Origin of the sequence: Pseudomonas sp. ANT_H4, assembly GCF_008369295.1 — a bacterium.
GTDB lineage: Bacteria > Pseudomonadota > Gammaproteobacteria > Pseudomonadales > Pseudomonadaceae > Aquipseudomonas.
Genome location: NZ_VOBG01000003.1, coordinates 340,056 through 354,475 on the forward strand (window position 1 = coordinate 340,056; position 14,420 = coordinate 354,475).

Here is a 14,420-nt window from a genome sequence, read left to right on the forward strand (position 1 = left end):
CAAGCAGGCTCGCCACAACAGTAGTGTTCGCTGTCAGAAACTCATATCCACCTTGGTCCAGAGCGTGCGCCCCGGTTCGTTGATGGCTTGCGGGTCATTGGCTGGGTAGCCGAACCCGGCGTTGCCGGCCAGGTTCAGGTGCTCGGCGTAGGCTTTGCCGAACAGATTGTCGACGCCGGTGCTGACCTTGAAGTTTTTATTGATGCGATACGCCGCGTTCAGGGAGACCACGCCAAAGCCCGAACTCTTGTCGAAGTCCTTGCCGACCACGTTGCCCTTGTTCTGGTCGATGCGGTTTTGCTCCGCGACTACTCGCCACAGAGCGCCGGCGCTCCAGTTGTCCTCGCTGTAGGTCAGGCCGAAGCGGGCATCCAGCGGTGGCATTTGCGGCAGGGCCTTGCCGTCGCTGCTGTTTTTTCCCCAGGCATAGGCGAGAGTGGCGTCGGCTTTCCAGTTGGAGGTGAGTTTGTACGCCACGCCCAATTCGCCGCCCATGATTCGTGCATCGATGTTCTGTGCCTGGGAAGTAGTGCCCATCATCCCTGGGGTGTAATTGAACAAAATATAGTCGCGCACCTGGCCGACATAGCCCGAAGCCCAGGCCTCCAGATCAGCGGTTTTGTATTGCAGGCCGAAGTCCAGCTGGGTGGTTTTTTCCGGTTTGACCGCGTCGAAGGCATTCACCGAGCCCGATGGTCCTGATTTTGGGGAAAATAACTCCCAGTAATCGGGGAAACGTTCAGCGTGGCCGAGGCCTGCGTACAGCGTGGTAGGGCTGTTGGCCAGGTCGTGTTCATAACGCACGAAGCCGGAAGGCAGCGTGTCGGCGCGGGTGTTGTTGGCGGTGGGATTGGCCCGAGCCGTCATACCGGAGCCGGTGCTCTGGCGAAAATCCTTGGCCGAGGCGCGGTCCAGGCGGGCGCCGGTGATCAAGCGGTCATTGTCGGCGGCGTACCAGGTCAGCTCGCCGAACACGCCGTAGTTGTGGAAGTCGGCGTCCTTGTTGCGCGGCACGTCCTTGTAGGTATCGATACCCATGCCGCTGCGCTGGCGATGTTCGTTGGTCTGCGCGTCGATGCCGCTGATCAGTTGCACATCAGCCCATCGCCAGGTGGCCTTGATCCGCGCGCCGAGGGTGCGGCGGTCGACGTTGGAAGCCATGGGACCTGCCATCATCCCGGTGCCCGACGGGGTGCGCAGGCTGTAGTTGTCCATCACATGGTCGGCGTAGTTGTAGTAGACCTGGGCCTCGACCTTGTCCAGCACCTCGCCGATGTTGGATTTCTCGAAGCGCAGGCCCAGGCTTTCGCGCAGGAATTGCGAGCCGTCCATGCCGCGCCCGGCGTAGCGAGCTTCGCCATCGCCACGGCCGGCGGTCAACTCCAGCAGGGTGTCGGCGTCCGGGGTCCAGCCGAGGGCGACGTCACCGTTCCACTTGTCGTAGCGCGAGGCAACGGTGTCGTTGTTGCCGTCCTTGTAGTCGTCGGCGTGGGCCTGGTTACCGATCACCCGGACATAGCCCAAAGAGCCGCCGGCGGCAGCGTCGATGACTTTATCGAAACGCCCGTTGGAACCGGCCAGCACACTGGCGTTGACCCGCGTGCCCAACTCGCCGAACTGCTCCGGCTCGCGGTCGAACAGCACCGTGCCCGCCGAGGCGCCGGGGCCCCAGAGTACGGTTTGCGGGCCTTTGATTACCGTCAGCTTGTCGTAGGTTTCCGGGGAGATGTAGGAGGTCGGCGCATCCATTCGCCCAGGGCAGGCGCCGAGCATCATGCTGCCGTTGGTGAGGATATTCAGGCGCGAGCCGAACATGCCTCGCAGTACCGGGTCGCCGTTGGTGCCGCCGTTGCGCACCAGGGCGAAGCCGGGGATGGTCTTGAGATAGTCACCGCCATCACTGGCCGGCACCGGTTGGCGTGGGTCCTTGGGGTTGGTGATGATCGTCAGCGGTGAGCTGGGGGCGATGGCGGTGATTACCGTCGGGCTCAGCTCATTGTTGTGCTCGGCGTGGTCGTCGGCGTGAGCCTGTGGCGCCAGCAGTGCGCCACACAGAACGGCAAGAACGGGGGTACATCCCATACGGGTGTCAGCAGAAAACCTGGACATAAAAAATTCCATCTATCAATCGTAAACAACACGGCCAGCAGCCTGCGGCTGTCTGTCTAAAGTCGGCCGGGCGTGGTTTTAGGGTGTGGGTGTTTACGAGGCGATGGGCGGTGCGCGGCTGCGGGCGCCGGGGAAAATGCTCTGCCGGGCATGGCCCAGGCGCGGGGAAGGGGTGATGGCGTTAGCGGGGGGCGGGGCGCCGAGGGCGACGAAGGACACGCTGCCAGGCAGGGCCGGGCAACTGAACAGTAGGCTGCAATAGCCGCATTTTTCCCACAGTACAGGGTCGGCAGTGGGAGGCTTACCGTGTTCGGGCGAGTGTTGAGGTTCGCCATGGCAACTGGCGTCCATGCTCATCGGCATGGACATGCCGGCGTGATGATCCATCGGCATCGCTTGGGAAATCAGCGGTCCGATAAAGATCATCAGCATGGCAAACAGGCTGATCCAACTGCCGCGAGCAAGGCTTACGGGCTTGGTGGACAACCTGCTGTGCGGAGCACCCATATGGGGTAGGCCTTGGGTGGTTACTGGGCGTGCATGTGCTCGTGGGCGGCCATCGGCGGCACTTTTTGCACCGACACTTGTACGTTTACCGGCCCTGCGTTTTCGAAGTTCAGGGTCAGCGGGAAATGCTTGCCGTCTTGCAAGACACTGCGGTCCTTCAGGCCCAGCAGCATCACGTGGTAGGCCATGGGGGCGAACGTCAGATCCCCTCCCGCCGGAACGGCGACGCTGGGCACCAACTGCATTTTCATCAAGTCGCCCTGCATCACATGCTCATGCAGTTCGGCCTTGGCCGCCACTGGCGTGTCGACGCTGAGCAGGCGATCAGGTTTGTCGCCCTGGTTATGAATCACAAAATACGCCGCGACAGTCGGCGCGTTGGGTGGCAGTTCCTGTGACCAGGGATCGCTCACAAGAAGGTCGCCGGCCTTGTAGTCATCGGCATTGGCGGCACACACCGGCAGCAACAACGCAGCCAGGAGCAGGGAAGATTTAAGCATGGCAATTCTCCAGAACGGTTCAAAACGCAGGTCAATTGCGAAGTGATCAGACCGTCGGAGAGGCGCGGGGATTAAGGCTTGGCCATTGCTGGCGCGGCGTGGGGGATTGCAGGGACGACAGCGGCAGGCTCTGCGCGGCGTCGAATCGAGTGACATACAACTGCGGCACATGCCCCGGCAGCGCCACCAACGGCGCCGAGCCCGAACAGTACCAGCAATGCTGCATGGTGGAGTGGTCGTCCTGCTGCGGCGCTTCTTGCTCCAGCGTTCCCAGGGAAATCGCCACCAGCTTGGTACCGCTTGAGGAGCAGAAGCTGCCCCACAGCAATTGTTCGCCAGGGCTCTTGGCTTGCTGCATCGCCCCGGCCATCGGCATGGCAAACGCATTGAACAGCACTGCAAAACAGGCGATCCAGGCAAATGCAAAGCGTTGACGGGCCATGGCGGACAATCCGTAGGGTTTAAACGATCAGATGAGTATTTAGCCTGATCGGGGTGGATAAGTAAAAACCGGGTGTGCGGTTTGGTGTCGCAGGGCTATCAGGCTAGGCCGCAGGCACTCCATGAACTTGCATATCGACGCCTAACGCCTTCCTGACCACTGCGAATATCGCAGCCAGATTGTCCATGCTTGGATTGCCTTTGGCTGAAAGCATGCGATGAAGGCTTTTACTGGGTTTTGCTGTCTCTTTCGCCAAGCCTTCGAAGCCAACTGTGGCATTGACCAAATCACGCAGGATCACGCGCGAGATTTCTGGTTCGCCGTTGAGAAATAGCGTAGCAGCCTCATCCAGAAGAGCTTGGGCAAATTCAGGATCACGCTGCGCGCGTTCGGCAATGGTGTGTTTATAACTGCGGGTGAGCGCCATGTCGGCTACCTCTGGTGTTCCGATTTTTTGCAACGCTGATACTCGTTGATCAGCGACTTTGCTGCTTTGATATCTCTTTTTTGGCTGGACTTGTCGCCACCACCAAACAGGATGATCAGCCGATGGCCTTCCTGTATCAGATAAATCCGGTAACCCGGCCCCCAGTTAATGCGGTATTCACCGAGCCCATCGAACCATTTGATATTGCTGGTATTGCCCATTTCAAGCCAAACCAATGCGTTTGAAACCTTAAGTGCCGCCTGCACACTCAAGAAAGAGAACCATTGACCGAACGGGCTGATCTGGTTTTCACGTTGGTATTCTTCGATCTCGATCATTGGCGACCCTGAAGGTAACAAATAGGTTACTATTCAAGCAAGCGAATGATCCTGACTTATCGGGCGAAGTTTTCCAACGCAGCGAGTGTTTCTTCCAGCGACAAAAACTCCCGATCCACCCCCACCAACACCGGCCGCTTCAACACCAACACCGGCACCCCACGCTCGCGCGCCACTTCCAGCTTCGGTTCGGTCGCACTGCTGCCGCTGTTCTTGCTGATCAGCACATCAATCTGCCTGCGTTCGAACAAGGCCCGTTCAGCCTCGATCAAAAACGGCCCTCGTGCGCCGATCACTTCGCAGCGTTTGTTGCCGGGATACCTATCCAGCGCCCGCAAGGTCCAGAACTGCTCGGCGGGGATTTCGTCGAGGTGTTGCAGCGGTTCGCGGCCCAGGGTGAACAGTGGGCGCTTGAAGGGCTTCAGCGCGACGATCAGCTCGGCCCAGTCGCCGACTTCCCTCCAGTCATCACCGGCCTGCGGCTGCCACGCCGGGCGGCGCAAGGCCCAGCAGGGAATGGCACACAGTTGCGCCGCACGAGCAGCGTTCTGGCTGATCTGCGCGGCGTAGGGATGGGTTGCGTCCAGCAGCAGGTCGATGCCTTGGTCGCGGATAAATTGCGCCAGGCCTTCAGCGCCACCGTAGCCGCCGACGCGAACCTGGCAGGTGAGGTCGGTGGGCACCCGGCCGATGCCGGCCAGGCTGTAGATATGCTGCGGGCCGAGGGTGCGAGCGATGGCCAGGGCTTCAGTGACGCCGCCCAGCAGGAGGATGCGCTTCATTGTGGTTTGATCACTTCCAGCAAGGTGATCGGCAGTGCCTGGCGCCATGTGTCGAAGTCACCCAAAGGCTGGGCCTGGGCAACATGGATGCGGGTCAGTTCACCGCCGTGTTGTTCGCGCCAGGCCATCAGGGTCATTTCGCTTTGCAGGGTGACGGCGTTGGCGACAAGCCGGCCACCGGGGCGCAGGTGTTGCCAGCAGGTGTCCAGCACGCCGGCGCGGGTCACGCCGCCGCCGATGAAGATGGCGTCGGGTGCTTCAAGGCCTTCGAGGGCTTGAGGCGCGCTGCCGCGAATCAATTGCAGGCCCGGCACGCCGAGGGCATCGCGGTTATGTTCGATCAAAAGTTGACGGCCTTCGTTTGCTTCGATGGCCAGCGCCCGACAGCTGGGGTGTGTGCGCATCCATTCGATGCCGATGGAGCCGCTGCCGGCGCCGACGTCCCACAGCAGTTCGCCGGGAGTGGGCGCGAGACGAGCCAGGGTCATGGCGCGCACGTCGCGCTTGGTCAGTTGGCCGTCGTGCCTGAAAGCGGCGTCTGGCAACCCAGCCAACCGTGACAGACGTGCCGTACCCGGTGCAGCCAGGCAGTCGATGGCTACCAGGTTCAACGCGGCAAACGGCGAGTCTTGCCAATCCTCGGCAATGCCGTCGATGCGACGTTCATCCGCGCCACCCAGGTGCTCGAACACACTTAAACGACTCGGGCCGAAACCACTTGAACACAACAAGGCCGCGATGGCCGCCGGGCTCTGGCCGTCGTTGCTCAGCACCAGTAAGCGCACTCCGCTGGACAGCTGGGCATTGAGCGCAGCCAACGGGCGGGCGACCACCGACAACGTCAGCACATCCTGCAACGGCCAACCCAGGCGCGCCGCCGCCAGCGAAACAGAGGAGGGCGCCGGCAGGATCAGCAGCTCATTGGCCGCCACTTGCCGTGCCAGACTGGCGCCGACGCCGTAAAACATCGGGTCACCGCTGGCCAGCACACACACCGGTTCACCACGCCGGGCCAACAGCGGTTCGAGGGAAAACGGGCTGGGCCACAGCTCTCGTTCACTGCGAATGCACGCCGGTAACAAGTCCAGCTGGCGCTGGCCGCCAATGATCCTGGAGGCGTGCAGCAGAGCGTGCCGGGCATTCCTGCCCAGGCCTTTGAAGCCGTCTTCACCGATGCCTACTACCGTCAGCCAGGGCGACATATTGATTCCTTGAACGACATCCGACGGGCAGGCTTTTCATGCTGTCGGACAAAGCAGGCATAATACCGCGCCTTTACCTGTGAACCGGTAGCCCGTTGAGTAGCCCCGTGAAGCCATTCCCACTGTCCAGCACCCTACGCCCCTCGGCTTGTCCGGGGCTGCTGCGTATTGTCCAGGCACTGGATGGCGGGATCTGCCGGATCAAGTTGGCGGGCGGTACTATTCGCGCCGAACAGGCGGTGGCCGTGGCGGACGCGGCCCGGACCTATGCCGGTGGAGTGATCGAGGCAACCAACCGCGCCAACTTGCAGATTCGCGGGATCGGCGCCGAACACGACGCGCTGATCGCCTGTCTGCTGGCCGCTGGCCTGGGACCGACCACCGCCGCCGGTGATGATGTGCGCAACGTGATGCTCAGCCCCAGCGCTGGCATCGACCGGGACATGCTGTTCGACACCCGGCCCTTGGCGGACCAGATACTTGCCACCCTGCAAACCCACCCGCGTTTGCATGAGTTGTCGGCCAAGTTCGCCGTGCAACTGGACGGCGGCGAAGCGCTGGCAATGCTCGAACACCACCATGACCTGTGGTTGTCGGCCTGGAACGTTGACGGTCAGACGCTGCTGGCCTTCGGTCTGGCTGGTTGCCCTGGCCATGATGCGCCACTGGCCGCCGTACCGCTGGCCCAAGGGCATGCACTTGTGGTGGCGGTGTTGGAGCTGTTTCTCGACCTGGCCCGCCCCGAACAGATCCGCATGCGTCACCTGTTGGCCGAAACGCCTGTGGATAACTTCATGGGGCAACTGGCGACGCGTTTGAGTGTGCCTTTGCGGGCTGTCGACGGCTTTTCCCGCCGCCTCGGCCAGGCAGCGCTGCACGTGGGAACTTATCCACAGCGTCAAAAAAACCGGGTCCATGTCGTCGCTGTCGCACCTTTGGGGCGCCTGGATTCGAATATGCTCCAGGGCGCCGCGCAGTTGGCCGCTGCCTATGGCGATGGCAGCCTGCGTCTTACCCCGTGGCAAGGCGTGCTGCTGCCCAATTTGCGGGCACAAGATGCCGCTGTCGTCAGCGAGAGCCTGGCGCAACTGGGCTTCCTCTGTTCGGCAGACCTGGCCCTGGCGCGGATGATCGCCTGTACTGGCTCCAGCGGCTGTGGCAAAGGCCTGGCCGACACCAAGGCCGACGCCCTGTACCTGGCGACGCTGCTGCAAACCAGTGGTCACGTGCTGAATGTTCACTTGTCAGGCTGCCCACGCTCCTGCGCTGCTGCCCACACCGCGCCGGTCACGTTGCTGGCGGTAAGCCCCGGTCATTACGACCTCTATTTTCGCGAAGCAGGCCAGCCGGGTTTCGGCCGCCTGCACGCGCGCACTCTTTCTATTGAAGCGACGGGCGCCCTGCTGCGCGCCCGCCCACGGAGCAACACCGATGATTGATTACATCCGCGACGGTCAGGAGATCTATCGCAACTCCTTTGCGATCATTCGCGCAGAGGCCAAGTTGGATCGCATCCCGGCCGACCTGGAAAAACTGGCCGTGCGGGTGATTCATGCCTGCGGCATGGTCGAGGCCATCGACGGTTTGCAGTTCTCTGAAGGTGCCGGCAAGGCTGGCCGCGAAGCCCTGGCCGCGGGTGCGCCGATCTTGTGTGATGCGCGGATGGTGTCCGAAGGCGTGACCCGTACCCGCCTGCCGGCCAACAATCAGGTGATCTGCACCCTGCGCGATGACAGCGTAGCGGCCCTGGCGCAGGAACTGGGCAACACCCGCTCCGCCGCCGCCCTTGAACTGTGGCGCCCGCATCTGGAAGGCAGCGTGGTGGTGATTGGCAATGCGCCCACCGCCTTGTTCTACCTGCTGGAAATGCTCGACGCGGGTGCGCCAAAGCCTGCGCTGATCCTCGGTTTTCCGGTGGGATTTGTCGGCGCCGCTGAGTCCAAGGCCATGCTTGCCGCTGACAGTCGTGGCGTGCCGTTTGTGATCATGCAAGGCCGTCTGGGCGGCAGCGCCATGGCGGCTGCTGCCGTCAACGCCCTGGCCACGGAGATCGAATAATGCAGGCACGCGGACGTTTGATTGGCCTGGGCGTTGGCCCCGGTGATCCGGAACTAATTACCCTCAAGGCCCTGCGCCTGTTGCGCGAATCGCCGGTGGTGGCGTACTTCGTCGCCAAGGGCAAGAAGGGCAACGCCTTCGGCATTATCGAAGAGCATCTGGTAGCTGAGCAGACCCTGATGCCGCTGGTTTATCCCGTGACCACCGAAGCCTTGCCTGCACCGTTGTCCTATGAGCAAGTGATCAGTGACTTCTATGACGACGCCAGCGTTAAGGTAGCCGCGCACCTGGATGCGGGGCGCGACGTGGCAGTGATCTGTGAAGGCGACCCGTTCTTCTACGGCTCCTACATGTATTTGCACGACCGCCTTGCCGAGCGCTACGACGCCCAGGTCGTCCCGGGCGTGTGCTCGATGCTCGGTGGTGCGTCGGTGCTCAGCGCGCCGCTGGTGTATCGCAATCAGAGCCTCTCAGTGCTCTCTGGCGTGTTGCCCCATGACGAACTCAAGCGTCGCCTGGCGGATGCCGATGCGGCGGTGATCATGAAGCTGGGGCGCAACTTCACCAAGGTGCGTCAGGTGCTGGAAGAGTTGGGTCTGGCCGGGCGGGCGCTGTATGTCGAGCGTGCGACCATGGCCAACCAGAAAATCGTCGCCCTGGATCAGGTCGAACCGATGTCTTCGCCGTACTTCTCGTTGATCATCGTTCCCGGTGAAAGGTGGCAAGGCTGATGACTCGTCCCGCGCCCGCGATTGTCATTCTGGGCAATGGCAGCCTCGCCACTGCTCGTAACATTCAGAAGTTGTACCCTGACGCGTTGATCCACGGCCTGGCCGAGCGGGTTGATGGCGCCGACCGGTTGTACAGCGAATTCGGCGCTACGCTGCGCCAGCTCTACCAGCAGGGCACGCCCATTATCGCCCTGTGCGCCGCTGGGATTGTCATCCGCACCCTGGCGCCGTTGCTGCTGGAAAAAGGCGAGGAACCGGCGGTGCTGGCCGTGGCCGAGGATGGCAGCGCCGTCGTGCCGCTGCTCGGCGGCCTGGGCGGGGTGAATGGGCTGGCGCGGGAAATCGCTGCGGCATTGGGGGTTGCCGCTGCGATCACCACCAGTGGTGAACTGCGTTTTGGTACGTGCCTGCTCAATCCGCCCAGCGGCTATCAGCTCGCTGATCTCGAATTGGGCAAGCGTTTTGTCTCTGACCTACTGGCCGGTGAAAGCGTACGCATCGAAGGCGTGGCGCCCTGGCTGGACCAGGCTAACCTGGTGCAGGATCAGCAGGCGCACCTGGCGATTCATGTGGGCAGTGCCGAGCGCGCGCCTGCGGCCAATGAGCTGCTGATCTATCCGAAGAGTGTGTGGGTAACGTGCCGTCCGGGAACGGGGTTGGCTTCGCGTATTCGTGTTGCCTTGCAAGAGGCCAGGATTGCCGTGCAGTCCCTGGCGTGCCTGCTGGCCAGTGACAGCGACATGGCCAATCCCGAACTGCATGAAGCGGCGATGGAACTTGCCGTGCCACTGCGCTTCGCCGACGTGGTGACGAATGCCGACATCGTCATCACGGTGGCCGACGAACCTTTGGACCTGTCGCTCATCGGCCGTCCCCGTGGCCGCTTGGCTGTGATCGGCCTGGGCCCCGGCGCTGCCGAGCTGATGGTGCCAGCGGTCAAGGCCGAGCTGGCCCGCTGCACCGATGTGCTGGGCTACGAAACCTACGTGCGCATGGCCGGGCCGTTTCGGGCCGACCAGATCCAGCACTGCACCGACAACCGTGAAGAAATGCAGCGCGCGCGCCATGCCTTTGAACTGGCGGCCCAGGGGCGTTCGGTGGTGGTGGTGTCGTCCGGCGACCCCGGCGTGTTCGCCATGGCCGCTGCGGTGCTGGAAGCCTTGCACGAATCCAGCGACCCGGCATGGCAGCGTGTCGACCTGGAGATCCTGCCGGGCGTTTCGGCCTCGCTGGCCACGGCCGCTCAGGCGGGTGCGCCGCTGGGGCATGACTTCTGCGTGATGTCGCTGTCGGACAATCTCAAGCCTTGGTCGATCATCGAGAAACGCCTGGACCTAGCAGCCCAGGCCGACCTGGCCCTGGCGTTCTACAACCCGATCTCCCGTGCCCGGCCTTGGCAGTTGGGCCGCGCCCTGGAGATCGTCGCGCAGCATCGTATGGCCGAGACGCCTGTGGTGTTGGGCCGCGACATTGGTCGTCCGGGCCAGACCCTGCGCACCACCACCCTTGGGCAACTGACGCCGGACCAGGTGGACATGCGCACCATGGTGCTGATTGGCTCGTCCACTACATGCACGTTCCCACGGGCGGGTGGCGGCGAATGGGTGTACACGCCGCGCTGGTATGGCGAAAAACCGCTCTCCTGAAACAACAGCGGCCCCGCAATGGGGCCGCTGAAGTGACGGAAAAACAAGTGTCCGACGAAAGCCGATTCTGCTTTCAACGTGGTTATAACGACTGCTTGTCGAGGACATTTCTCTTCTTGTTGAAGAGAAGGTCGGTACCGTTATTAGTCTAGGGCACCAGATAACCGCGCACGCCGGTAAAGATGATCTGCGCCGCCAGCGCGCATACAAATAAACCCATCAGCCGGCTGACAATCTGCAAGCCCTGATCGCCGAGGATACTTTCGATACGGTTGGACAGGTAAAGCACCACGCCCACAGTGAGGCTGGCCAGGGCAATGCTGAGGATGGCGGTGATCTTGTCATCCCAATGGGGTTGGCTGACACCCATCACCAGCAACGCACCGATAGTGCCGGGGCCGACCGTCAGCGGGATGGTCAGCGGGACGATGGTCACGTCCTGCTGCACGTTGTCGGTCTGCACTGCTGATTTACCCTGGGCCATACCCAGGGCCGAGATGAACAGCACGCTGCCGGCGCCGATACGAAAGGCATCCACGGTGATGCCGAACACGCTGAAAATCACCCGCCCGAACAGATAGAGCAGGACACTCGACACCAGGGTCGCCAGTCCCACCTTCCAGGCCAGGCGCCGGCGCTCCTTGCTGGAGTAACCACGGGTCAGGCTGATAAAGCAGGACAGTACGAAGAAGGGGCTGTACAGCACCAGCATCTTCAAATAAACACTGAACAACACGTGGAGCATGGTGGGAGCTCACAACGAAGGGGGCGAGCGTGAGTTTACCCGCGATGAAGGCTGCTTGTCCTGTGGCGATCCGACAAGCCCGCTCGCCACAAAAACAAACTCGCCAGGCCAATGGCCTCAGGACGTAGGGACGTGCTCAGGCCGTTGTGCGCGCCGCGCCACCCAGTACTCCACCAGCTCGCGCAGTTGCGACAGCTCCACCGGCTTGGCCATGTGCCCGTCCATCCCGGCCTGGCGTGCACGCTCTTTATGTTCCGAAAGAATGTGCGCCGTAAGCGCCACCACCGGCGTGCGGATGCGCTGGTTGCTGACTTCCCAAACCCGCAATTGCTGGGTGGCGGAGAAGCCGTCGAGGATCGGCATCTCACAGTCCATCAGCACTAGGTCGTAACGCTGGGCCTTCATCGCTTGCAACGCTTCTTCGCCGTTGCTGGCCGTGTCCGGCTGCAGGTTGAGCTTGCCGAGCATGCCGCGAATCACCTTGGTGGAGATGCTGTTGTCTTCGGCCACCAGGATGCGGAAGTCGCTGGGCACCGTCACCGCTGTCGGTGCGCTCGGGGCCGCCTGGCGCGGTTGGGTGATGCCTTTGCTGCGCTGGGTCAGTTCGTCGGCCAGGGTGGTCTTGAGGGTATAGCCGGCCACCGGCTTGGCCAGGATGCGTTTGATCCCGCAGTTGCGCGCGATGATCTTGCTCGGCGCATTGCTGATGCCGGTGAGCATGATCAGCAGGATGTCGTGGTTCAGGCTTGGGTCTTCCTTGATCTTCGCCGCCAACTGCATGCCGGTCATGCCGGGCATGTTCTGGTCCAGCAGGACCACGTCGAAGTAGTCTCGCAGGTGCGCCTTGGTGCGCAGCAGGGCCAGGGCTTCCTTACCCGACGGTACGGCGCTGACATTCAGGCCCCAGGCCGTGCATTGCTGCACCAGCACCTTGCGGCAGGTGTCGTTGTCGTCTACCACCAGTACCCGTGCGCCCTGGAGCGGGCCGTCGAGGTCCGAGGTCGGGTGTTCCAGGCGTTCCGGATCCAGCGGCAAGGTCAGCCACAAGGTGCTGCCCTGTTGGCTGCCACTCTTGATACCGAACTCGCCGTGCATCAACAGGATCAACTGACGGGCGATAACCAGGCCCAGGTGGCCGCTCAAGCGTGTGGCAGAGAGGAAATTCTTGCTGTGCAGTTCGCTGTGCAGCAGGGCGTCGCGCTCGGCGGGCTCCATCGGCAGGCCGCTGTCCTGTACGGCAATGCGCAGGCGCGGTTTGCTGCTGCGTTCATCCAGGGCGACAACGATCAGCACTTCACCTTCATCGGTCTTGTGCAGGGCGTTTTCCAGCAGGCTCAACAACGCCTGGCGCAGGCGCGTCGGATCGCCGCTGACGACCCGAGGTACCTGAGGCTGGATAAAGCTGATCAGCTCGACGTTCTGCTGTTCGGCCTTGGCACGGAAGATACTCAGGCAATCTTCGATCAACGCGTTGAGGTCGAACTGCACGTCATCCAGTTCGATTTGCCCGGATTCGAGCTTGGATATGTCGAGAATCTCGTTGATCAGGGTCAGCAGCTCGTTGCCGGCGGTGTGGATGGTCTGCACATAGTCGCGCTGCTTGACCGACAAGGGGGTGCCCAGCAGCAGCTCGGTCATGCCCAGCACGCCGTTCATGGGGGTGCGGATTTCGTGGCTGATTTTCGCCAGGAACTCGGCCTTGGCGGCGATTTCCGCGTTGCTGGCGGCCAGGTCGCGACTGAGGCTGAAGCGGTCTTCGACGATGCTGCGTTGGCGTTCGCCCAGGGCCAGGCTCATCAATAGGCCGCTGATACAGATAAAACCGAGCAGGGTGACGATCAACCCTTGCGGTGCCACCAGTGTCAGGCCCAGCAATGCTGGCAGGATAATCAGCGTGCCTATATTGAAAATCACCATGGCAAGCATGAACAGCCGCGCCGGCCGGTAGCCTTTCTGCCAGTGATACGCCGAGACGAACAACATGCTCAGGCCGGCCAGCGCCACCAGCGCGTAGGTAATGATGTTCAGCGGCAGGGTGTTGACGAACAGCAGCAACAACCCGCAGAGGATGATCAGCAGGATATCCCCCATCAGCAGCTTGTTCAGCGGATGGGGCCCCAGCGGCGAGAAGAAGCGATAGGCGAACATCAGCCCGCACGGTGCGGTCAGCAGCAAGGCCAGGTAGGCGCTGGGGGTTTGAATCGCGTGCCAGTTCGGCAGCCACGGGCCGAGCAGGTTGAGCAACAGCATCAGGCTGAGCAACAACAACCCTTCGCACGCCGCCAGCCACAGACTGCTACGTGAGCGATGGTAGGCGTAGCGGGTTAGGTTGTGCAGGATCAGCATCACCAGGCAGCCGAAGAGCAGTCCATACGCCAGCGCCTGATTCTGGTTGGCGGCAGCAATGACCGCCGGTTCCAGGGTGATGTAAGGGCGCAGTTCATGTTCCGAGACCAGGCGCACGTAGACGTCCAGAGGCTTCTGGATTTGCGGCAGGGGCAGCATGAAGTCGCTGCTGGGCAGCGGGCGTTCGGCCTGGGGTTGGCGGGTGCCGGAGTTCAGTTGCTCCACCAGCGTGTCGCCGTCCAGCACGTACAGGTTCAGGTGCGCCAGGTCTGGCGCGAAGACCCGCAGCACTTGCTCGTGCTTGCCGGGTTGCAGCTTGAAACGTATCCACAACGCACTGTTGGGCTCGGCTGCGGTGATCCGGTCCAGTTCGATGGGGCTGAATTGATTGGTGTAGCGGGGGGAGCGAATGTCGCTCAGTTGCAGATCGGCCTGTTCATCAAGCAATACGGCCCAGCCACTGCCTTGCGTGGCGGCCTGGGCCGAGAGCATGCAGAGCAGGGTCAGCAGGCTGACAGTGAAACCTATGGCGATCCTGAGCCAGCGCACGGCGAAATCCCTTCGTAGGTTGATACACGGGTTTAACT

14 protein-coding genes are annotated in these 14,420 nt (G+C 62.2%); 4 read left to right on the plus strand and 10 right to left on the minus strand.

Annotated elements, in window-relative coordinates:
* Window positions 1-33: 33 nt before the first annotated feature.
* The 8 genes from FQ182_RS06135 to cbiE form a co-directional block, all read right to left on the minus strand.
* Window positions 34-2,109: a TonB-dependent copper receptor gene (locus FQ182_RS06135; RefSeq protein WP_149411098.1), complete on the minus strand. Its 2,076-nt coding sequence runs from the start codon at window positions 2,107-2,109 to the stop codon at window positions 34-36.
* A 93-nt stretch (window positions 2,110-2,202) separates the two neighbouring features.
* Window positions 2,203-2,616 (minus strand): DUF2946 domain-containing protein, encoded by a 414-nt coding sequence (locus tag FQ182_RS06140; protein ID WP_149411097.1) that lies wholly within the window; start codon window positions 2,614-2,616, stop codon window positions 2,203-2,205.
* A gap of 20 nt (window positions 2,617-2,636) precedes the next feature.
* Entirely contained in the window at window positions 2,637-3,116 is a 480-nt protein-coding gene (locus FQ182_RS06145) for a copper chaperone PCu(A)C (protein WP_149411096.1), read from the minus strand.
* A 46-nt stretch (window positions 3,117-3,162) separates the two neighbouring features.
* Window positions 3,163-3,558 carry a DUF2946 domain-containing protein gene (locus FQ182_RS06150; RefSeq protein ID WP_149411095.1) on the minus strand — a complete coding sequence of 132 codons (396 nt, stop codon included), beginning with the start codon at window positions 3,556-3,558 and terminating at the stop codon, window positions 3,163-3,165.
* A 103-nt stretch (window positions 3,559-3,661) separates the two neighbouring features.
* Window positions 3,662-3,985 (minus strand): DNA-binding protein, encoded by a 324-nt coding sequence (locus tag FQ182_RS06155; protein ID WP_149411094.1) that lies wholly within the window; start codon window positions 3,983-3,985, stop codon window positions 3,662-3,664.
* Window positions 3,986-3,990: 5 nt separating this feature from the next.
* Window positions 3,991-4,323, minus strand: a complete 333-nt coding sequence (locus FQ182_RS06160; RefSeq protein WP_149411093.1) for a type II toxin-antitoxin system RelE/ParE family toxin — start codon at window positions 4,321-4,323, stop codon at window positions 3,991-3,993.
* 56 nt (window positions 4,324-4,379) lie between these two features.
* Entirely contained in the window at window positions 4,380-5,105 is a 726-nt protein-coding gene (locus tag FQ182_RS06165; protein ID WP_149411092.1) for a cobalt-precorrin-6A reductase, read from the minus strand.
* Complete coding sequence (gene cbiE / locus FQ182_RS06170; RefSeq protein WP_149411091.1) at window positions 5,102-6,307, minus strand: precorrin-6y C5,15-methyltransferase (decarboxylating) subunit CbiE; 1,206 nt, start codon at window positions 6,305-6,307, stop codon at window positions 5,102-5,104. Before cbiE ends, FQ182_RS06165 begins: the two co-directional genes overlap by 4 nt.
* A 122-nt stretch (window positions 6,308-6,429) precedes the next feature.
* Between cbiE and cobG the strand changes: the two genes are divergently transcribed.
* Genes cobG through cobJ form a run of 4 tightly spaced genes read left to right on the plus strand, consistent with a single transcriptional unit; the run spans window position 6,430 to window position 10,742 of the window.
* Complete coding sequence (cobG, locus tag FQ182_RS06175; protein ID WP_149411364.1) at window positions 6,430-7,746, plus strand: precorrin-3B synthase; 1,317 nt, start codon at window positions 6,430-6,432, stop codon at window positions 7,744-7,746.
* Window positions 7,739-8,365, plus strand: a complete 627-nt coding sequence (locus tag FQ182_RS06180; RefSeq protein WP_149411090.1) for a precorrin-8X methylmutase — start codon at window positions 7,739-7,741, stop codon at window positions 8,363-8,365. Before cobG ends, FQ182_RS06180 begins: the two co-directional genes overlap by 8 nt.
* Complete coding sequence (locus tag FQ182_RS06185) at window positions 8,365-9,096, plus strand: precorrin-2 C(20)-methyltransferase (protein WP_149411089.1); 732 nt, start codon at window positions 8,365-8,367, stop codon at window positions 9,094-9,096. The genes FQ182_RS06180 and FQ182_RS06185 overlap by 1 nt, the downstream gene beginning before the upstream one ends.
* Window positions 9,096-10,742 (plus strand): precorrin-3B C(17)-methyltransferase, encoded by a 1,647-nt coding sequence (cobJ, locus tag FQ182_RS06190; RefSeq protein ID WP_149411088.1) that lies wholly within the window; start codon window positions 9,096-9,098, stop codon window positions 10,740-10,742. Before FQ182_RS06185 ends, cobJ begins: the two co-directional genes overlap by 1 nt.
* A 148-nt stretch (window positions 10,743-10,890) precedes the next feature.
* On the opposite strand, the gene FQ182_RS06195 is transcribed toward cobJ, so the two are convergent.
* Both FQ182_RS06195 and FQ182_RS06200 read right to left on the minus strand, forming a co-directional pair.
* Window positions 10,891-11,487: a MarC family protein gene (locus FQ182_RS06195; protein WP_149411087.1), complete on the minus strand. Its 597-nt coding sequence runs from the start codon at window positions 11,485-11,487 to the stop codon at window positions 10,891-10,893.
* A 117-nt stretch (window positions 11,488-11,604) separates the two neighbouring features.
* Entirely contained in the window at window positions 11,605-14,382 is a 2,778-nt protein-coding gene (locus tag FQ182_RS06200; protein WP_149411086.1) for a hybrid sensor histidine kinase/response regulator, read from the minus strand.
* Between the last annotated feature and the right edge of the window lie 38 nt (window positions 14,383-14,420).